The 17,799-nt window shown below is 74.5% G+C and carries 20 protein-coding genes; 12 read left to right on the top strand and 8 right to left on the bottom strand.

Annotated elements, in window-relative coordinates; all coding sequences use genetic code 11:
- Positions 1-5: 5 nt before the first annotated feature.
- From ACWCXH_RS22240 to ACWCXH_RS22220, 5 genes are all read left to right on the top strand, one after another.
- Positions 6-266: an acyl carrier protein gene (locus ACWCXH_RS22240; protein WP_449803173.1), complete on the top strand. Its 261-nt coding sequence runs from the start codon at positions 6-8 to the stop codon at positions 264-266.
- A 1-nt stretch (position 267) separates the two neighbouring features.
- On the top strand, positions 268-723 hold the full coding sequence (locus ACWCXH_RS22235) for an SRPBCC family protein (RefSeq protein ID WP_449803172.1): 456 nt from the start codon (positions 268-270) through the stop codon (positions 721-723).
- Between the two features lie 5 nt (positions 724-728).
- Positions 729-1,049, top strand: coding sequence for a TcmI family type II polyketide cyclase (locus ACWCXH_RS22230; protein WP_449803171.1), 321 nt, complete (start codon positions 729-731; stop codon positions 1,047-1,049).
- Between the two features lie 321 nt (positions 1,050-1,370).
- On the top strand, positions 1,371-1,916 hold the full coding sequence (locus ACWCXH_RS22225; RefSeq protein ID WP_449803170.1) for a hypothetical protein: 546 nt from the start codon (positions 1,371-1,373) through the stop codon (positions 1,914-1,916).
- Positions 1,917-2,010: 94 nt separating this feature from the next.
- The gene (locus ACWCXH_RS22220) at positions 2,011-2,733 is read left to right on the top strand and encodes a class F sortase (protein WP_449803169.1); all 723 of its coding nucleotides are present in this window, start codon (positions 2,011-2,013) and stop codon (positions 2,731-2,733) included.
- Between the two features lie 74 nt (positions 2,734-2,807).
- On the opposite strand, the gene ACWCXH_RS22215 is transcribed toward ACWCXH_RS22220, so the two are convergent.
- Both ACWCXH_RS22215 and ACWCXH_RS22210 read right to left on the bottom strand, forming a co-directional pair.
- Positions 2,808-3,845, bottom strand: a complete 1,038-nt coding sequence (locus ACWCXH_RS22215) for a methyltransferase (protein WP_449803168.1) — start codon at positions 3,843-3,845, stop codon at positions 2,808-2,810.
- A gap of 26 nt (positions 3,846-3,871) precedes the next feature.
- Positions 3,872-4,948: a right-handed parallel beta-helix repeat-containing protein gene (locus tag ACWCXH_RS22210; protein WP_449803167.1), complete on the bottom strand. Its 1,077-nt coding sequence runs from the start codon at positions 4,946-4,948 to the stop codon at positions 3,872-3,874.
- A 279-nt stretch (positions 4,949-5,227) separates the two neighbouring features.
- Here ACWCXH_RS22210 and ACWCXH_RS22205 point away from each other — a divergent pair, with 279 nt between their 5' ends.
- Entirely contained in the window at positions 5,228-6,172 is a 945-nt protein-coding gene (locus ACWCXH_RS22205; protein WP_449803166.1) for a deoxyribonuclease IV, read from the top strand.
- Between the two features lie 262 nt (positions 6,173-6,434).
- Here the strand turns inward: ACWCXH_RS22205 and ACWCXH_RS22200 are convergent, their stop codons facing one another.
- The gene (locus tag ACWCXH_RS22200; protein ID WP_449803165.1) at positions 6,435-6,662 is read right to left on the bottom strand and encodes a hypothetical protein; all 228 of its coding nucleotides are present in this window, start codon (positions 6,660-6,662) and stop codon (positions 6,435-6,437) included.
- A gap of 1,215 nt (positions 6,663-7,877) precedes the next feature.
- Between ACWCXH_RS22200 and ACWCXH_RS22195 the strand changes: the two genes are divergently transcribed.
- The 6 genes from ACWCXH_RS22195 (at position 7,878) to ACWCXH_RS22170 (ending at position 13,225) form a co-directional block, all read left to right on the top strand.
- On the top strand, positions 7,878-8,075 hold the full coding sequence (locus ACWCXH_RS22195) for a YegP family protein (RefSeq protein WP_449803164.1): 198 nt from the start codon (positions 7,878-7,880) through the stop codon (positions 8,073-8,075).
- A 104-nt stretch (positions 8,076-8,179) separates the two neighbouring features.
- Complete coding sequence (locus tag ACWCXH_RS22190) at positions 8,180-9,412, top strand: glycosyltransferase family 4 protein (RefSeq protein WP_449803163.1); 1,233 nt, start codon at positions 8,180-8,182, stop codon at positions 9,410-9,412.
- Positions 9,409-10,602: a glycosyltransferase gene (locus ACWCXH_RS22185; RefSeq protein WP_449803162.1), complete on the top strand. Its 1,194-nt coding sequence runs from the start codon at positions 9,409-9,411 to the stop codon at positions 10,600-10,602. The genes ACWCXH_RS22190 and ACWCXH_RS22185 overlap by 4 nt, the downstream gene beginning before the upstream one ends.
- Complete coding sequence (locus ACWCXH_RS22180) at positions 10,577-11,461, top strand: SGNH/GDSL hydrolase family protein (protein WP_449803161.1); 885 nt, start codon at positions 10,577-10,579, stop codon at positions 11,459-11,461. Before ACWCXH_RS22185 ends, ACWCXH_RS22180 begins: the two co-directional genes overlap by 26 nt.
- A gap of 240 nt (positions 11,462-11,701) precedes the next feature.
- On the top strand, positions 11,702-12,802 hold the full coding sequence (locus tag ACWCXH_RS22175; protein ID WP_449803160.1) for an NUDIX hydrolase: 1,101 nt from the start codon (positions 11,702-11,704) through the stop codon (positions 12,800-12,802).
- Between the two features lie 33 nt (positions 12,803-12,835).
- Positions 12,836-13,225, top strand: coding sequence for a DUF6188 family protein (locus ACWCXH_RS22170; protein ID WP_449803159.1), 390 nt, complete (start codon positions 12,836-12,838; stop codon positions 13,223-13,225).
- A gap of 75 nt (positions 13,226-13,300) precedes the next feature.
- Here the strand turns inward: ACWCXH_RS22170 and ACWCXH_RS22165 are convergent, their stop codons facing one another.
- From ACWCXH_RS22165 to ACWCXH_RS22145, 5 genes are all read right to left on the bottom strand, one after another.
- A complete protein-coding gene (locus ACWCXH_RS22165; protein ID WP_449803158.1) occupies positions 13,301-13,675 on the bottom strand; it encodes a hypothetical protein in 375 nt (124 codons plus the stop codon).
- Between the two features lie 68 nt (positions 13,676-13,743).
- Entirely contained in the window at positions 13,744-14,139 is a 396-nt protein-coding gene (locus tag ACWCXH_RS22160; RefSeq protein ID WP_449803157.1) for a roadblock/LC7 domain-containing protein, read from the bottom strand.
- 82 nt (positions 14,140-14,221) lie between these two features.
- On the bottom strand, positions 14,222-15,301 hold the full coding sequence (locus ACWCXH_RS22155) for a hypothetical protein (protein ID WP_449803156.1): 1,080 nt from the start codon (positions 15,299-15,301) through the stop codon (positions 14,222-14,224).
- Positions 15,298-15,681 (bottom strand): hypothetical protein, encoded by a 384-nt coding sequence (locus ACWCXH_RS22150; protein WP_449803155.1) that lies wholly within the window; start codon positions 15,679-15,681, stop codon positions 15,298-15,300. Before ACWCXH_RS22150 ends, ACWCXH_RS22155 begins: the two co-directional genes overlap by 4 nt.
- 921 nt (positions 15,682-16,602) lie before the next feature.
- Positions 16,603-17,787, bottom strand: coding sequence for a peptidoglycan-binding protein (locus ACWCXH_RS22145; RefSeq protein WP_449803154.1), 1,185 nt, complete (start codon positions 17,785-17,787; stop codon positions 16,603-16,605).
- Positions 17,788-17,799: the final 12 nt, after the last annotated feature.

Raw genomic sequence — 17,799 nt, 5'->3', positions numbered from 1 at the left:
ATCCCGTGAGAAACACTTTCAGCTACCCCGAGCTGGCCACACTGCTCCAGGCCCGGGCCGGCGTCACCGTCGACCCCGGCGAACTGGAGCGCCCGGGCTCGTACTTCGACGACTTCGGGGTCGACTCGCTCGGCCTGCTGGGCGTCGTCGGCGAGCTGGAGAACCGGCACGGCCTCAAGGTCGCCGCGGGCGCCGAGTCCGCCAAGACCCCGGCCGAGTTCGTGCAGCTCGTCAACGACTCCCTCGCCCTGAAGGCCGGTGCCTGACATGCCCGGACACACCGACAACGAGATCGTCATCGCCGCGCCGCTCGACCTGGTCTGGGAGATGACCAACGACCTGGAGAACTGGCCGGACCTGTTCAGCGAGTACGCCTCCGTCGACGTCCTGGAGCGCGACGGCGACAGCGTCCGCTTCCGGCTCACCATGCACCCGGACGAGAACGGCAAGGTGTGGAGCTGGGTCTCCGAGCGCACCACCGACAAGGCCTCGCTCGCGGTGCGCGCCCGCCGGGTCGAGCCCGGCCCGTTCGAGTTCATGGACATCCGCTGGGAGTACTCCGAAGTCCCGGCCGGCACCAGGATGCGCTGGATCCAGGACTTCGCGATGAAGCCCACCGCACCGGTGGACGACGAGGGCATGGTCAACCACATCAACCGGAACTCCCGGATCCAGATGCAGCTGATCCGCGAGAAGGTCGAGCTGCGGGCCGAGGAGAGGTGACCGGCGTGCACCGCGCACTGATCGTCGCCCGGATGAAGCCCGAGGCGGCCCCCGACATCGCCGAGGTGTTCGCCGAGTCCGACCGGGGCGAACTGCCGCACCTGATCGGCGTCACCGGCCGCAGCCTCTTCCAGTTCGGCGACGTCTACCTGCACCTCATCGAGGCCGACCGCCCGCCGGGCCCGGCCGTCGCCAAGGTCGTCGGGCACCCGGAGTTCCGGGCCGTCAGCGACCGCCTCACCGCCTACGTCCAGGCGTACGACCCCAGCACCTGGCGCGAACCCAAGGACGCGATGGCGCGCGAGTTCTACCGCTGGGACCGCTAGTCCCGCCGCGTTCGACAACCGCAGTCCTCTGGGCCCACCCCCGGCCACCCGCCGGGGGCGGGCCCACGCGTGTCCGCATCCGGCCGCGCGCACCGGTGGTTCGTGGCCGCCACAACCCACGTTCACCCGAATTCTTCATGCACTCGGGTGAACATGCCCGGGAGTCCATCCGAAAGGCCCACGAGCCACACGGGCGCGGCCCTCCTCCGGTGGCAGGCGGCGGCGAGGTGGTTGACGGTGGATCAGGCGCACCACCCGCGAGTTCCCTTGCCCGGCACCCCGCCGGCGGTCGTGGGTCCACGCGCCGGAAGGATCATCCTCATGCGTTCTGCACGCACGCTGCTCGCCGGGGCGACCGTCGCCGCCGTCCTGGCCGTCGGCTCCCCCCTGGCCTTCGCGGACGGATCCGCAGTCCAGGGCAAGAACCTCACCTGGCAGGAGAGGCAGTCCGACCGGGGCAACGGCTCCGACGAGCACAGCAGCCACGACGAGAACGGCCGCGGTGAAAACGGCCGAGGCGAGAACGGCCGAGGCGAGAACGGCCGCGGTGAAAACGGCCGAGGCGAGAACGGCCGCGGCGAGAACGGCCGAGGCGAGAACGGCCGCGGCGAGAACGGCCGCGGCGAGAACGGCCGCGGTGAAAACGGCCGCGGTGAAAACGGCCGAGGCGAGAACGGCCGCGGCGAGAACGGCCGAGGCGAGAAAGGCGAGCACAAGTCCCCGCACGGCGGCGTGCACGCCGGCGGTGGCGGCATGGCCATGACCAGCGGCGGCGTGGCCTCGGGTGCCGTCCTGCTGCTCGGCGGGCTCGGAGCGGGCGCCTACGCGCTGCGCCGCGGCCGCCGGTCGACCGGCGTCGCGGCCTGATCCCCGCCGCCGCCCCTGGGCGTCTCACCGCCACGGCGGGAGGCGTGCGGGGGCGGCAGGCCGTCTCACGGACACTGTCCCGGAAAGGTGAGCCATGGTGGGTCCCGCCCCAGGTAGGTCACGGCTGCTGCGCGCCGGCATGGGCGCGACGGCGATCGGTCTGCTGCTGATCTACAACTCGACGGACACCCGGTCGACCGAGGGGTCCTCGTCCGCCGCGGCCGCTCCCCCGGCGGCCGTCGCACCGGCCGCCCCCGGCCCCCCGGCGGCCCCCGCCGAGGCGGCCAAGCCGAGCCCCGCGGCCGTCCCTGCCGTCCCTGCCGTCCCTGCCGCGCCGGCCGCACAGCCGCTGAAGCGGTCCAAGCCGACCCGGCTGCGGATCCCGCAGATCGGCGTGGACGCCCCCTTCACCGAGCTGACGCTCAACCCTGCGGGCCAGCTCAACGCCCCTCCGCCGGACGACAAGAACCTGGTCGGCTGGTACCGGGGCGGCGTGACCCCGGGCGAGCGCGGCAACGCAGTGGTGGCCGGCCACCTCGACACCGCCGACGGCCCGGCGGTGTTCCTGCGGCTGAGCCGGCTGCTGCGGGGCAACAAGGTCGAGGTGTCGCGCGCGGACAGCACCGTCGCGGTGTTCTCGGTGGACTCCGTCGAGACCTTCGCCAAGAACGCCTTCCCCGACCAGAAGGTGTACGGGAAGACGCCGGACGCGCAGCTGCGGCTGATCACCTGCGGCGGCGCGTTCGACAAGAAGGGGCGGGGCTACCTGGACAACGTCGTGGTGTTCGCGCACCTGGAGTCGTCGCACCCGGCGTGACACCCGCGATGAAACCGAACGGCCGCTGCTCCCCGTCGAGTTGGGGAGCAGCGGCCGTTCTCCTGCGCTGGGGATCAGCCCTTGACGGTGGCCTCGAAGGCGTGCAGGTACGGGTTGACCGGGCGGACGTCGCGGACGTGCAGGCCGGCCTCCTCCATCAGCCGGACCAGGCTCTCCCTGGAGTGCTTGGCACCGCCGACGTTGAGCAGCAGCATCAGGTCCATCGCGGTGGTGAAGCGCATTGACGGGCTGTCGTCGACGAGGTTCTCGACGACGACGACGCGCGCGCCCGGCCGGGCCACGGCCACGACGTTGCCGAGGGTGCGGCGGGTGCTCTCGTCGTCCCACTCCAGGATGTTCTTGATGATGTAGAGGTCGGCGCGGACGGGGATGTCCTTGCGGCAGTCCCCGGGCACCAGGCGGGCCCGCGCGGAGAACGCGCCGCCGTCCTGCAGCCGCAGGTCCGCCCCGGCCACCACCTTGGGCAGGTCGAGCAGGGTGCCGTGCAGGGCCGGGTGCTTCTCCAGCAGGCAGGCGAGGACGTGGCCCTGGCCGCCGCCGATGTCCGCCACCGAGTCGACGCCGGTGAGGTCCAGGTAGTCGGCGAAGTCCCGGGCGGACTGCCGGCTGGAGGTGGTCATCGCCTGGTCGAAGACCCTCGCCGAGTCGTGCGCGTCGCTGTGCAGGTAGTCGAAGAACTCCTTGCCGAACAGCTCGGGGAAGACGTTGCGGCCCGAGCGCACCGCCTCGTCCAGCTTCGGCCAGGCCTCCCAGGTCCACGGCTCGGTGCACCAGAGGGAGATGTAGCGCAGCGAGTCGGGGCTGTCCTCGCGCAGCAGGCGGGACATCTCGGTGTGCTCGAAGCGGTCGTCGGCGGTCGCGGCGAAGATGCCGTAGCAGGCGAGCGCGCGCATCAGGCGGCGCAGCGGGCGGGGTTCGGTGTCGAGCACTTCGGCGAGCTCGGTGACGGTCATCGGGGTGTCGCCGAGCGCGTCGGCGACACCGAGCCGGGCGGCGGCCCGGACGGCCGCGGCGCAGGCGGCGCCGAAGACGAGCTCGCGCAGGCGCATCGCGGCCTGGTGGCCGGTGTGGGCGGGTGCGGTGGTGGTCATGGGCGGTCCTTCGTGGTGTCTGGGGTTCAGCAGTGGCCGGACGGCTCGGAGACGGAGCACTCGTTGCGGGCGAAGGCGTTGCCGGTGCCGGTGTCGCGGTCGGCGAGGTCGGCCGGCGCGTTGCCGCTCAGGCGGTTGCCGGTGATGACGTTGCGCGCGTTGGGCATGCCGACGACGCTCTTGAAGAGGACGACACCGCCGGAGAAGTCCGAGGCACCGGCGTTGTCGCGGATCTCGTTGTCGGTGACCCGGGCCGCCTCGACGCCGGTGAGGACGACACCGGCGCCCTGGATCGCGCCGAGCCGCGGGTTGGGCTCGCAGTACTTGTTGTTGCCGGTGACGGTGTTGCGGGTGATGTCGAGGTCGCCGGCCCGCGGGGTGGTCTCGTCGCCGACGACGAAGACGCCGCCGCAGTTCGCGCGGATGTCGTTGTCCTCGATGCTCAGGCCGCGCAGCCGGCGGGCGGTGACGCCGATCCGGTTGTCGGTCAGGCGGTTCCCGGCCACGACGGTGCCGATCACGGGGGCGCCGACCTTGCGGTCGACGTGGTTGGCGAGGAAGACACCGGACTGGCCGTTGCGGAAGGCGCTGTTGCCGACGATCGCCGCGCGGGTCGAGACCTCCTGGCTGATGCCCTGCTCGCCGTTGTCGTGGACGAAGTTGGCGCGCACGTTCATGCCGGTGGTGCCGGTGATGTCGATACCGTTCTTGCGGAAGCCGCTGACGTCCATCGCCTCGATGGTGAGGCCCCGGAGCGGGGCGTCCTCGGGGCCGGCGACGCACAGGCCGTGCCCGGAGGCGGCGCACGCGTTCTCGGTGCCGTCGCCGGGCACGATCATGCTGACCGGGCCCGAGCCACGGAGGGTGAGGCCGGGGGTGGTGATGCGGACGCTGCCGCGGTAGGTGCCGGGCAGGACCTGGATGGTGTCGCCGGGCCGGGCGGCGTCGACGGCCTGCTGGATCGATTCGCCGGGGAGGACGAGGTACAGAGCGCCACCGTCCGCGTGGGCGGGGGTGGTGGCGAGGACGGTGGTGAGCACGGTGGTGAGGGCGGAGACCGCGGCGGTGGCCGCGGCGAGGTGGTGGACCCGTCGCGTGGGCATGAGTGGTGACCTGTCTTTCCGGGGACGGTCCGAGGCGTTGGGGGCTCGGCACGTCTCTCACGCGGTGTGTACGAGCGGTGACGGCTGGTGGGTATGGCCGTGTCGACGCTATGGGCGCCCGGGTGGGCCCGCCACCAGGGCTGGGCTGCGGGACTGACGGAGCGTCGGCCGGGCGGGGGTATTCCCGACGTGGCGTGCCGCCGGCACGGGCTCCCGGTGCCCGCTGTCACGCGGAGGCCGTTTTCGGGACACGCCCGGCCGCGTGGCATGCTCGAGGCCGTGAACAGCACCGCACTCGTACCGCCCGCCGCCACCGCCCGCAACCCGATCGGCGCCCACGTGCCGGTCGCCGCCCGCGGGCTGGCCGGGACCGGCCTCGCGTACGCGCGGCGGGTCGGCGCCGAGACGGTGCAGGTGTTCGTGGCGAACCCGCGCGGCTGGGCAACGCCCCCGGGCAACCCGGCGCAGGACGAGGAGTTCCGCACCGCCTGCGCGGAGCAGGGCGTCCCGGCCTGGGTGCACGCGCCGTACCTGATCAACTTCGGCTCCGACAACCCCGCGACCAGGGAACGCTCCGCCGTCTCGCTGCGCCACTCACTGCTGCGCGGGCACGCCATCGGCGCCCTCGGCGTCGTCCTGCACACCGGCTCCGCCGTCGGCACGGCGCCCGGCGGCGGCTCCCGCCGGACCGAGGCGATGGCGCAGGTGCGGGCGGACGTCCGGCCGCTGCTGGACGAGCTCGAAGCGCTCGGCGACGACGCGCCCTGGCTGCTGCTGGAGCCGACGGCCGGTCAGGGCAGCTCGCTCTGCTCCCGCATGGAGGACCTCGCCGAGTACGTCGAGGCGCTGGAGGGCCACCCGAAGGTCGGCGTCTGCCTGGACACCTGCCACGCCTTCGCGGCCGGGCACGACCTCGCCGCGCCGGGCGGCGTCACCACGGCGCTGGACGCCCTGGTCGCCGCGGCCGGGCCCGGCCGGCTGCGGCTGATCCACGCCAACGACTCCGAGGACGCGGTCGGCGCGCGCAAGGACCGGCACGCCAACATCGGCGCCGGGATGATCGGCGCGGAGCCGTTCCGCGAGCTGTTCGAGCACCCGGCGACGGCCGGCGTGCCCCTGGTCGTCGAGACGCCCGACCGCAAGCACGGCGGGGACGGCACCGGGCACGCGATGGACATCACGGCACTGAAGGAACTGCGGGACCGGGCCGCCGTCCGCGGGTAGCCGGACCCCGGCCGCTCGGGCTGCCGGTCCGGGGGTGTCGCCGGGCTCGCCGCCACCGGCGGCGTCATCACCTCGGCGGGCCTGATCCTCGCCGGGCCTGATCCTCGCCGGCACCTTCGCCGTGCTCGGCGCCCTGCCCGTCGTGGCGCCCGCCGATCCGGCTCTCGCGGCAGTCCGTGGCCCGCGAGGCGGAGTCGGGCCGACAACCTTGAGCCCGGGGACCGCTGCGCGCGGTCCCCGGGCTCACCGGTCGATCGGTCGATCAGTCGCAGTCCCCGATGCAGGAGTCCTCGCAGTGCTCGTGGATGTTGAGCCACTTGGCGTGCGGGCCGAACAGGCCGACACCGGCCGAACCCGCCTCCAGGCTTGCCGAGGACGACGAGTGCGACGCGTGCCCGTGCGCCATCGCCGGCGCCGGCGCCGCGAAGGCGGCGGCACCTGTCACGGCCACGATCACGGCGTACTTGCGGATGTTTCCACGAAGCGACATCAGATGTCCTTTGGGTGGTCTCTGGTCATGAGGGAGCGCCCCGGAGCCGGCAGCAAGCACACCCGGCCGCCCCGTGGGCACCGCCACAGGTTTGCACGCGAACGCGCACGAACCCGCCATCGCCGCAACCCGGGTGGGACAACCGGGTGACCGGTCTCCCTCGACCGGGCGAAGGCACCCGGCCACTGCCCACCCGTTCGGCGGTGCTGACGGGGCCCCTCGGGACTCCGGGTCAGGGGCGGCCCGTGACGATCAGGGGCTGGAAGTCCGGCGACTTGGCGGTGGCACCGGCGCCGATGGCGGTCAGGCGGCCGCCCGGGGCGGAGACGACGCCCTGCGACCGTCGCCCCTCCGGCGGCCCACGCGCTGTCCGGGCGCGGTGCCGAGGCACCCAGCAGGTACGCGTTGTTGAGCTCACCGGGCGGCTGCTCGACCTGCGTCGACGTCCACGCGGCGCCGTCCCAGTGCCGGGCGAGGAACCGGGCGGTGCTCGGCTCGCGGTCACCGAACAGCCAGGCGTCATCGGTCGAGCTGCCCGCGACGGCGGTCGCCCGGCCCTCGAAATCCGGTGCGGGCATGGGCAGTTCGGTCCACTGCGACGAGCGGTCGCGGTCGTCGTGGCTGACGACCACGGGCGTGAAGTGCAGGCGCGGTGCGACACCGGTGAGCCGGAAGCCCGCGGCCCAGGTGGTGTGCCGGTCGAGCTGCACCCCGGAGCTCGACACGGCTCCGGGGATGGCAGTTTGGCGGGGGTGAAGCCGGCGGTGGCCGCCTGGGCGGGCGCGGTGGCCACCGCCATCGCCGTCGCGGCCTCCAGTGTCGCGACGGCCAGTCGCAGGTTCCGTGTCATCGATTTGCTCCCTACTCGCTGTCCCGGCCGTCTCGTTGTCCGTGGTGGATCTCAGGAACCTCGGGGACCTCGTAGACAAGGAGCAGGTGGATTTGATGATCTGCTACGCGAGCGACGGCCACCGCAGGCTGCGTACGGCCAGGACGGCCAAAACCGCGCGGCGGGCAGTTCGACCAGCCCGGCCGTGGCCGGCGCCACGTACCATTCGCCGCCGCCCTCCGCCGTCATGTCGTCCGTCCGAGGCCGCCGCACCCGCTGGCACGGCAGGACCCACCACGTGCACCGGCCGACTCCGAACGGCCCGTCTGGCGTGCAGCGCACCAAGCTCGCCCCTACGGTGCCGAGTGGGGGCTACCGAGCGAGAGGTGAGCAGGTTCATGGCCGGCAAGTTCGAGCTGTACACCGACGAGAGCGGAATGCACCGGTTCCGACTCAAGGCGAGCAATGGTGCGATCGTCGTGACGGGTGACCCGCAGGAGAGCCGGGACGACTGCATCAAGAGCATCGAGTCGATCCGCAAGCTCGCGCCGTACGCGGAGCTCAAGGAGGCGGCCGCCGGATAGCGGACCGGCGGGTGCGGGTCGGCGGTGCAATTCGCCGACCCGCGTTCGTTTGTACGACAGATCCCTTTGGCCGAATACATGCCGGGCGCGGTCACAACAATGGCATGCGCGTCGTCATCGTCACCGAGTCGTTTCCGCCCGAGGTCAACGGAGTCGCCCACAGCGTGCTGCGGACGGCCGAGCATCTGGCCCGCCGGGGCCACCAACCCCTTGTCGTCACTCCCGCTCCCGCGCGTGGCGCCGAGTGCCCGCCGCACACGTTCGGCACCGCCACGGACGCGGCGGAGCTGCCGGTGGTACGGATCCCGTCCGTGCCGCTGCCCGGGTACCCGCAGGTGCGGGTCGCGCTGCCGAGCCGGCGGCTCGCCGCCGCGATCGCCGGGCACCGGCCGGACATCGTGCACCTGGCCGGCCCGTTCGTCCTCGGGGCGCGCGGTATGCAGGCGGCGGCGCGGCTCGGGGTGCCGGCCGTCGCCGTCTACCAGACCGACCTCGCCGGGTACGCGCACGCCTACCGGGCGGGGCGCGGGCTCGGGGAGGCGGCCGCCTGGCACCGGATCCGGGCCGTCCACCGGGCCGCCGCCCGGACGCTGGCGCCGTCCACGCCCGCCGCCCAGGACCTCACCGCGCACGGGGTGCCCCGGGTGCAGCTGTGGCCGCGCGGGGTGGACTCGGTGCGCTTCCACCCGCGCCACCGCGACGAGGCCCTGCACCGGGCGCTGGCCCCGGGCGGGGAGGTGCTGGTCGGGTACGTGGGCCGGCTGGCCCCCGAGAAGCGGGTGGACCTGCTGGCCGCCGCGTCGGCGCTGCCCGGGGTGCGGGTGGTGGTCATCGGGGACGGTCCGTCCGCGCCCGGACTGAAGGCCTCGATGCCCGGCGCGGTGTTCCTCGGCCGCCGGACGGGCGAGGAACTGGCGCGATGTTTCGCCACGCTCGACGTGTTCGTGCACACCGGTCCGCTGGAGACCTTCTGCCAGACCATCCAGGAGGCGATGGCGAGCGGGGTGCCGGTGATCGGACCGGCCGCGGGAGGCCCGCTGGACCTGGTCTCCCACCACCGGACGGGCCTGCTCGTGCCGCCCCGCGACGGCGCGGCGGTGGCCCGCGCGGTGGCGGCGCTGGCCGCCGACCCCGAGCTGCGGGCCGCGTACGGGCGGGCCGGGCGGGCCGACGTCACCGCCCGCACGTGGGAGGCGGTCGGGGACCTGCTGCTGCGGCACTACGCGGAGGTGCTCGCGGAGCACCACGGGGTCGAGATCCCGTCGCCCGTCGTTCCCCCGGTGGTGAGCGTGCCGCAGGCCGGGCCGGCAGCCGTCACCGAGGAACTGCCGGCATGAACGGGGCCACGGGCGGGTCGCTGCGGATCGTGCGGCTCGCGAACTTCGTCACCCCGGTCTCGGGCGGCCTGCGGACGGCGCTGCGGCACCTCGGCACCGGGTACCTCGCGGCCGGTCACCGGCCGGTGCTCGTCGTGCCCGGCGAGCGGCGCTCCGAGGAGGAGACCGAGCAGGGCCTCGTCGTCACGCTGCCCGGGCCGGTGCTGCCGGGCAGCGGCGGCTACCGGCTGCTCACCGACCGGCGGGCGGTGGCGGCCGAGCTGACCCGGCTGTCCCCCGACCGCGTGGAGGTGTCCGACCGCACCACCCTGCGATGGACCGGCGGCTGGGCCCGCCGGCACGGCGTCCGCTCGGTGATGGTGTCGCACGAGAGCGCCGCCGGGGTGCTCGGCACGTGGGGCGTTCCCGGCCCGCTCGCCGCGCTGGCCGCCAACCGGCTCAACGCGGCGACGGCGCGCGCCTACGACACCGTCGTGTGCACGACCGGCTGGGCGGCGGCCGAGTTCCGGCGCCTCGGCGTGCCCAACCTCGCGCACGCACCGCTCGGCGTCGACCTGGACACCATGCGCCCCCTGTCGGTGCCCGCGCGGGCGCACGAGCGGGCGCGGTACGCCGAACCGGGGCAGGCGCTGTTGGTGCTCTGCTCGCGGCTCTCGCAGGAGAAGCGGCCCGAGCGGGCGATCGAGGCGCTCGCCGCCCTGCGGGCGCGGCGGGTGCCGGCGGTGCTGGTGGTCGCGGGCACCGGTCCGCTGCGGGAGCGGCTCGCGGCCCGGGCCGAACGGCTGCGGCTCCCGGTGCGCTTCCTCGGACACGTGAGCCGCCGGGAGGCGCTGGCCCGCCTGCTGGGCTGCGCGGACGTCGTGCTCGCGCCCGGGCCGGTGGAGACCTTCGGGCTGGCCGCGATGGAGGCGCTCGCGTGCGGGACGCCGGTGGCGGCGAGCCGGTCCTCGGCCCTGCCGGGGCTGGTCGGTCTCGCGGGCGTGGCCGCCGCCGACACCGGGGCCGGATTCGCTTCGGCCGTACGGGAGTTGCTGGCACGGCCGGAGGACGCACGGCGCGCGGCCGCCCGGGCGCAGGCCGAACGGTACGCGTGGCCGACGGCGGTGGCGGCGTTCCTGGCGGCGCACGGCGTCCGCGCATCCGGTACGCGGGAGGGGGTTCGCGATGAGCGTGCTCGACACGGCGCGTGAGCCGACGGCGGACGCGGGGCGGCCCGCGGGCGAACCGGTGCGGTTCGTCGCGCTCGGTGACTCGCTCACCGAGGGCGTCGGGGATCCCGTCGCGGACGGCTGGCGCGGGTGGGCCGCCGTCCTGGCCCGGTCACTGGCGCCGGAGGGGACGGACGTCGAGTTTACGAACCTCGCGCGGAGCGGCACCCTGACGGTGGATCTGACGACGAGTCAACTACCGGACGCACTCGCGCGGCGGCCGGAGCTGGCAGCGGTGGTGGTCGGCGGCAATGACACCCTGCGGGCCGGGTTCGACATCCGCCGCACGACATTGGAGCTGGACGCCACGCTCGGTGAACTGTCCGGCCACGGCGCCCAGTTGCTGACCGCCTGCCTGCCGGACCCCGGCACGCTGCTGCGCCTGCCGGCACCGCTCGCCCGCCCGCTGGCGCGACGGATGCGGGCGGTGAACACCGTCGTCCACGCCCTCACCGCACGCCACCGCGCGGTGCACCTGCACATCGCCGAACTGCCCTGGTGCGAGGAGCGGCGGCTGCTCAGCGTGGACCGCCTGCACCCGAGCGCCGAGGGCCACCACCTGATCGCCCGGCACTTCCACGAGTTGCTGGCCGCCGACGGCCGCCCCCTCGGCCCGACCCCGGGCGCCGAACCCGCCGAACGCCCACCCGGCCGGGCCGCCGACCTGTGGTGGATGGCCACCCAGGGCACCCGCTGGATCGCCGCCCGCAGCACCGACCTGCTTCCGGGTCTCCTGGCACTCGCGGCCACCGAGGGCCTCGCCCGCCTGCGCGGGGCCACGGACCGCCACGACGAACAGATGGCCGGAGCGGCGGCCCAGGCCCTCGCATCCCTGGGGTGATGGCTGGACTCCACGCGGCAGCGGCGGGGGGCGGAGGCGAGGAGCTCGGGCGGCGGCGCCACCGGAACGGACGGACGGCAGCCCGTCTGGCGGGAGCCCTGGGCGGCGCGGTCGACGGGCGGGGTGCGCGATGTGGCCTCCGGTGGGTGGTCACGGGGCGTGCGGGTGGAACCGGGCGGGTATCTGTCGGTGTCGTCCGAAGGGACGTGGTCACGGGGGCCGGACCGGAGGGAGTGCCGAGTGGAGGCGTCACCGAGGAGTGGGCGGGAGCTGTTGGCGGCGGCCGGGGTGCTGTTCCCGGACGGGCAGGGGCGGGTGCTGGTGGTGCGGCTGCCGTACGACCGCAAGCACCCGGTGGCGATCCCGGGCGGCGGCTGGGAGCCGACGGACCTCTCCCCGCGCGAGACCGCCCTGCGCGAGATCGCCGAGGAGTTGGGGTTCACGCCCCGGCTCGGGCCGCTGGCCTGCATCGACTGGACGCTCGACGACCACCGTCCGCCGATCGCCGCCCACCTGTACTGGGCCGAGCCGATCGGCGCGGAGCAGGCGGCGGCGATCCGGGCGGACGCGGCGGAGGTCGGCGGCTGGGTGTGGCTGTCGCCGGACGCGGCGGGACACGCCCTGCCGCCCCGGCTGTCCCGGCGGGTGACGGCCTGCCTGCGGGCGCCGCGCACGGCCGGACCGCTGGAGCTGGAGGACAGCCGGCCCGCCGGGCACACGCTCGACCACCTCCCGGCCGCACCGCCGCCGCCCGAGTACACCGGGCCGGCCGGGATCCCGGAGCTCCAGGGCCACGGGGAGCCGGACCCGGCGCCGCCGCTGGACCGGGCCGCCTTCATCGCCTCCCGCCCCCGGATCCGGGCCAAGGCGCGCACGGTGTTCACGGACGGCGCCGGGCGCGTGCTGCTCGTACGGCTGAAGCCGTGGGACGGGCCGCGCGGGCAGGTGCCGTACTGGACCCTCCCGGGCGGCGGCATCGAGGCGGACCGGGAGCTGCCCCGGGCGGCGGCCCGGCGGGAGGTCCGCGAGGAGCTGGGGTGGGAGGTCGAACCGGGGCGGCTGCTCGTCCTGGACTGGTTGCCGGCCTCCGCCGCCGATCCGGCGCGCGAGCGGGACACCGCCGTCCTCGTCTACGTCTTCGACGGCGGCACGGTGACGGACCGGATGCTCGCCACGATCGCCCTCGCCGAGGACGAGTTGGTGGACTGGCGGCTCTGCGATCCGGCCGAGGCCCGGGCGTTGCTGTCCGCGCCCTCCTGGGCCAGGACGGCCTCCGCGCTGGCCGCCCGGGAGCGCGGCGGCGGACCACTCGAACTGGTCGACGGGCAGCCTGCGGGATAGCAGCGGGGCGGTGGCGTGATCCACACTGGGACCATGCAGAACGCGATCGGGGAGGTGCTGACCGGCCGGCGGGTGGCGTCGGTCAGCGGTGGCGGTCGGCTCGACCTCACGCTCGACGGGCCGGTGACCGTCCGGGTGGCGCACGAGTTCCGGTTCGCGGCGCCGTCCTTCGCCGCGCCGGCCGAGGTGGACCACTTCTTCCCGGCCCTGACCTTCCGCCCGACGGCGACGCTGCTCGCGCTCGTCGGCCGGACCGTCGACTCGGCCCGGGTCACCCCGGCCGGCGGACTGGAGCTGGACTTCGCCGGCGGCGGCGCGCTTTCGGTCCCGCCGCACGCGCTGCTGGCGCCGTGGAGCGTGGTCACTCCCGAGGGCGAGCTGTGCGCGGGGCTGCCGGGCGGCGAGGTCAGCTGGGCCGGATGAACCGGGCGGGGCCGGACGGGGCGGGCCGGGCCCGGCGGGCGGCGGCCCGCCGGGCCCGAGGCCCTGGATGCCGGATCAGACCTCCAGGTCGGCCTCGATCTTGGAGAGCTGGTGGCGGGCCATCGCCAGGTTGGCCCGGCCCTTGTCCAGCGCGAGGTAGAGGAACAGGCCCTTGCCGGTGCGGCCGGTGAGCGGGCGGATCAGGTGGTACTGGCTGCTGAGGGTGATCAGGATGTCCTCGATGCCGTCCTGCAGGCCCAGCATGTCCATGGTGCGCATCTTGGCGCGGACCACGTCGGTGTTCCCGGCGGCGGCCACGTTGAGGTCCAGCCCGCCGGGGCCGTCGAGGGTGGCGAGCGCCATGCCGCTGCCGTAGTCGACGAGCGCGGCGCCGATGGCGCCCTCGATGCTGGTCATGGCCTGCTTGAGGGCGCCGGCTGCGTCGGTCATGTCGGTGACTCCAGTTCAGTGAAAGGGGGTTGGGTGGTTGAAGAGGGACAGGGACAGGGGCAGGTCGGTCAGTCGGCTTCCCGTGGGTCCTTGGGGACCAGGGCGTCGGTGAGCAGGGCTGCGATCCGCCGGGCGGAGCGGCGGGCCTCCAGGTGCAGGCGGCCGACGTTGACGTCCGGGTGCGCCAGCAGCGTCAGCACGCAGCTGCCGCCGGCCGCGTAGGTGGCGACGTAGCCGTGTTCGCCGCGCACCAGGGACTCCCGGAACTCGCCCTGGCCCGTGGTGTCGGCGAGCCGCTGGGCGAGGGAGAGCGAGGCCGCCGTCATCGCAGCCAGGCCCGAGGGCTCGGTCCCGTGGGTGTCGTGGGCGACCAACAGGCCGTCCACGCTGGCCACCAGGCCGCCGGCGAGGTGGGGGATGCGGTGCTTGACGGCGCGGAGCTCGGCGAGCAGCTCGGTCTCCAAGGCGATCAGTTGTCTCCTTCCGACACGCTGCTTGAGCGCCCGCCTCATGGCCGGGACGGCGGGGTCGCGGGCGGAGAGTGGCTCAAAGTCGGGCCTCCAGGAGGGTCAGGACCCGGGTCAGCAGCGCGATGTCCGGGTCGGGCACGGTCAGCGGACGGGCCGCCGCCGGGGTCGGCGGGCGGTCGGAACGGGTGGCGGCGCCGGGTGCCGGGGCTCCGCGTCCGGGAGGCCCGGGCACGGGGGCTCCGGGTACCCGGGTTCCGAGTGCGGGGGTTCCGGGTGCCCTGGCGCCGGTGAGGGTGGCGCCAGGGACCCGGCGGTGGAGGCCCCCGGGGCGCGGGACTTCGGGTGCGGGTGCCTGTGCTGCTAGTACTGGTGCCTGTAACGGCGCGGGGATGGGCGCGGGCGAGGGGAAGGGGACGGGCGCGGACGCGGCGACCGGTCCGGGCACCACCGCCGGAGCGGCGTCGAGCAGCCCTGCCGCGGCCAGGCGGCGGACGTCCGCCGTGACGCCGAACCCGGACCGGCCGAGCAGCCGGGCCAGTTCGGCCGGGGTTCTTCGGCCGTCCGCGTGGTCGAGCAGCTCGCGCCGGCGGCGGCCGGGCGGACGGCGGGACGGCCGCCGGGCGGCCTCGGCCGGGCGGACGGGCGCGGTGTCGAGCTGCGCCCAGGGCCAGATGCCGTCCAGCAGGTGCCGGCGGCGCTCGGTCTCCCGGCAGACCCGCGCGGCGTCGACCGCCGTCACCGGGCCGAGCCAGTGCCGGACATCGGTCTCGAACCGCCAGAGGCCGCCGCCGGTGTCGGCGAGGACGAAGAACGCGGCGTCGAACAGCGTTCCCAGGTGGCCGAGTTCGAGCTCCCCGCGGGTCAGTCGCCCCTGCTCGACGAGGGCCGTCGCGACGCGGGCGTGCGGGCCGTGGGCGTCGACGAGTTCCCGCCACTGCCCCGGCGCGATCCGGCCGCAGCCGGTGAGGAGGTCGCCCAGGTCGGGGGCCAGGTCGGACTCGGCGTGGGTCACCAGGCCGTCGGTGAGGTAGACGCTGCCGAGCGGGCCGCGCAGAGCCCCGGTGGCCCCGCGGGCGGCGAGCAGGTCGACCGCCTCGCCCGGGGTGCGCGGAACCGTCGGTGGCAGCACGGCCGTTGGTGCGGCGTGCGCGCTCACCCGAGCACCAGTTCCTCGGCGAGCGCCTGGAGGCGGTAGCGGGCGGCGGCGAGGTTGCCGTCCTCGCGGTCCAGCCAGAGGTGCAGGACGAGTCGGCTGTCGAAGACGGTGTCGATGAAGCAGATCAGGTGGTAACTGCGGCCCGCAGTGACGATGATGTCCTGTAGCGGGGCGCGCCGGTCCTCCGCCCCGGTGAAGGTCTGGCTCTCAACGGCCGCCCGTACCAGGTCGGTTGTCTCGGCCGCCGCAGTCTCGTGCTCGCCGGCCGGGCTCTCGCCCAGGCTGCCGAGAGCGAGTCCGCTGCTCCAGTCGACCAGGCTCGCGGAGCGGGCGCCGGTGATCGCCATCGCTCCGGAGAGGCATTCGTCGATACCCGGCACACCGGCTCCTTCGTGGGGGGTCGTCCATCGCACGGGGGGACTGCTGCGCGGCCGGGCCCGCAGCGCGGCGCCGACCGGACCGCCACAACGAGTGGCGGGTTCGACACGGAAGGCTACTGCCCGATTCCGTATGACGAACATTCCAATGGCATATTCACACGAGTAGCAGCGAGTTCCGGCCAAGCCGTGACGAACCGTCAGTGCGGTGACGCGACCGAACCTCCCTGGCCCCGGCCCCGCCGCCGACGACCGTCCACCGGCCACCTGGAACGGGACCTTGGCCGATAGTCGGCCGTGACGGAGGGTTTCGGCCACCGAATGCGATAGAGGAGCCGGGCGGCGGGAGCCGGGCGGCGGGAGCCGGGGCTGCAGCGGGATCGGGGCCGAGGCTCGGAGGCTGCAGCGGAAGCGGAAACACCCGGGAACGACGAAGGGGCCCGTTCCGCCTTGGACGGAACGAGCCCCTTCGGGTGGAGCGCCAGGCCCGGGTCGCACGGACTCTCCCCACTGAAAGTGGGACGTGCTCTGGTAGCACCGCTGACGCCTGTTCGAGAGATCGTTTCCTCTCGACGGGAAGAACACTAGCAGGTCATCACACCTGTTCAGAAATCGCGTGAGGAACTCCGGGGGACAGCCCGACCGCCTCCGCCAACAGCCGGTAGGACTCGGCCATGGCAGCCCGGTCACAGCTGCTCGTGGTGACCAGGAACTCGTCGGCACCCGCCCAGGCCACCACTGCGGCCACCTCGGCGGGGGGGCCGCACCGGGTTGCCGGCGATGCGGCCCGCGAGCGATTGGTCGGACGCGGCCCGCTCGCGCGCGGTCATCGGCCGGGCGAGGACCTCGGCCGCCGGGGCGGACGGGCGAGCCGGCAAGGGCGGGCGGGCCGGCCGGGGCCGGTGGGCGCCCGCCCCGGCCGCCTCACTCCGTCACGGTGAAGTCCTGTGCAGCGCCCAGGCGTTGGAGCGAGTCGTGCCCCGGAATGCCGTCCGCGGCCGCGCCGTCGTACCCGCAGCGGCGCTGCCAGGCGGCGTAGGCGGTGACGGTCAGGCTGCCGAACGAGCCGTCCACCCAGCGCTGTTCGAGCAGCCCCTCGTCGGCCAGCGCCTGCTCGACGATCGCGACCTCGGCGCCGTACGTGCGGTGGCCCTGCTCGGCGCCCGGGTCGGTCTGGGCGGCCGCGACGACGTGGGCCAGCGAGACGGTGCGCGGACCGGGCAGGTAGCCGAGCAGGCGCAGCAGCGAGGTCTCGCCCGGGACGCCGTCGGCCGCCGGACCCGAGTAGCCCAGACTCTGCTGATAGTCCGCGTAGTTGAGGGTGTCGGCGTCCGTCCAGTCCGGGCCGGGCCCGGCGTGGTAGTGGCCGCCGAAGCCGTGCGCGACGAGCGCCCGGCCGACGACGGTGACCTGGTAGCCGTGGGCGCCGTAGCCGTACTGGAGGCCGTTGACGGTGACCTGGTAACGGGCCGGGCCCGGATCGGAGGGCGGGGTCGGCCCCTGCGGAGGGGAGGCCGGGCCGCCGGTGAAGTCCGGCCAGGAGCCCGGATCGGTGTGGTCGTTGTAGGGGACGTGGGCGTGGGCGTACCAGCCGCCGCGGGTCTCCCACACCTGCTCGTCGCGCCGGCTGCTGAAGTCGGTGGGCCGGCCCATCGGCCAGACGTCGGGCACGCCCCACGAGGCGATCCAGGCGTGCAGCCGGCCCCAGCCCGCGCACGGCGTGTCGACGAGGCGCGGGTAGACCGTGCCCTGGTAGCGGCAGTAGGGGAAGAAGACCGCCTCGATCTGGATGACGACCCGGCCGGCGCGGTTGGTGCGGGTCGGGCTCCCGGACGGGCTGAGGAGGCTCTTGGAACGGGAGTCGGCGGGGAAGAGCTGTGCCGTGCGACCGCTGAACGGGTCCCAGATGAGGTGCGGCGCGTCGCCGGCGCCGCTGGTGGTGAAGTAGTTCACCAGGTCGTCGAACGTGCACCAGTCCTGCGGGGCGGCGGCGGTGGCGTCGCGGTCCCAGGTGATGTGCGCGATGGCTTTCGGCGGGTACTGCTGGTCGGTGGGGGCGTGATCGCCGAGGTCGTGGACCTCGGCGCCGGGCAGCCACAGTTCGGGCATGCTGTCTCCTCC

The organism is Kitasatospora sp. NPDC001660 (assembly GCF_053596725.1).
This window is presented reverse-complemented; position numbering and strand designations above follow the sequence as displayed.

Coding starts and splice junctions, on each gene's coding strand:
- ACWCXH_RS22170 (WP_449803159.1), top strand. CDS start 12,836: ATGCAGAACGCGATCGGGGAGGTGCTGACCGGCCGGCGGGTGGCGTCG.
- ACWCXH_RS22225 (WP_449803170.1), top strand. CDS start 1,371: ATGCGTTCTGCACGCACGCTGCTCGCCGGGGCGACCGTCGCCGCCGTC.
- ACWCXH_RS22185 (WP_449803162.1), top strand. CDS start 9,409: ATGAACGGGGCCACGGGCGGGTCGCTGCGGATCGTGCGGCTCGCGAAC.
- ACWCXH_RS22220 (WP_449803169.1), top strand. CDS start 2,011: ATGGTGGGTCCCGCCCCAGGTAGGTCACGGCTGCTGCGCGCCGGCATG.
- ACWCXH_RS22200 (WP_449803165.1), bottom strand. CDS start 6,662: ATGTCGCTTCGTGGAAACATCCGCAAGTACGCCGTGATCGTGGCCGTG.
- ACWCXH_RS22180 (WP_449803161.1), top strand. CDS start 10,577: ATGAGCGTGCTCGACACGGCGCGTGAGCCGACGGCGGACGCGGGGCGG.
- ACWCXH_RS22235 (WP_449803172.1), top strand. CDS start 268: ATGCCCGGACACACCGACAACGAGATCGTCATCGCCGCGCCGCTCGAC.
- ACWCXH_RS22145 (WP_449803154.1), bottom strand. CDS start 17,787: ATGCCCGAACTGTGGCTGCCCGGCGCCGAGGTCCACGACCTCGGCGAT.
- ACWCXH_RS22165 (WP_449803158.1), bottom strand. CDS start 13,675: ATGACCGACGCAGCCGGCGCCCTCAAGCAGGCCATGACCAGCATCGAG.
- ACWCXH_RS22190 (WP_449803163.1), top strand. CDS start 8,180: ATGCGCGTCGTCATCGTCACCGAGTCGTTTCCGCCCGAGGTCAACGGA.
- ACWCXH_RS22210 (WP_449803167.1), bottom strand. CDS start 4,948: ATGCCCACGCGACGGGTCCACCACCTCGCCGCGGCCACCGCCGCGGTC.
- ACWCXH_RS22215 (WP_449803168.1), bottom strand. CDS start 3,845: ATGACCACCACCGCACCCGCCCACACCGGCCACCAGGCCGCGATGCGC.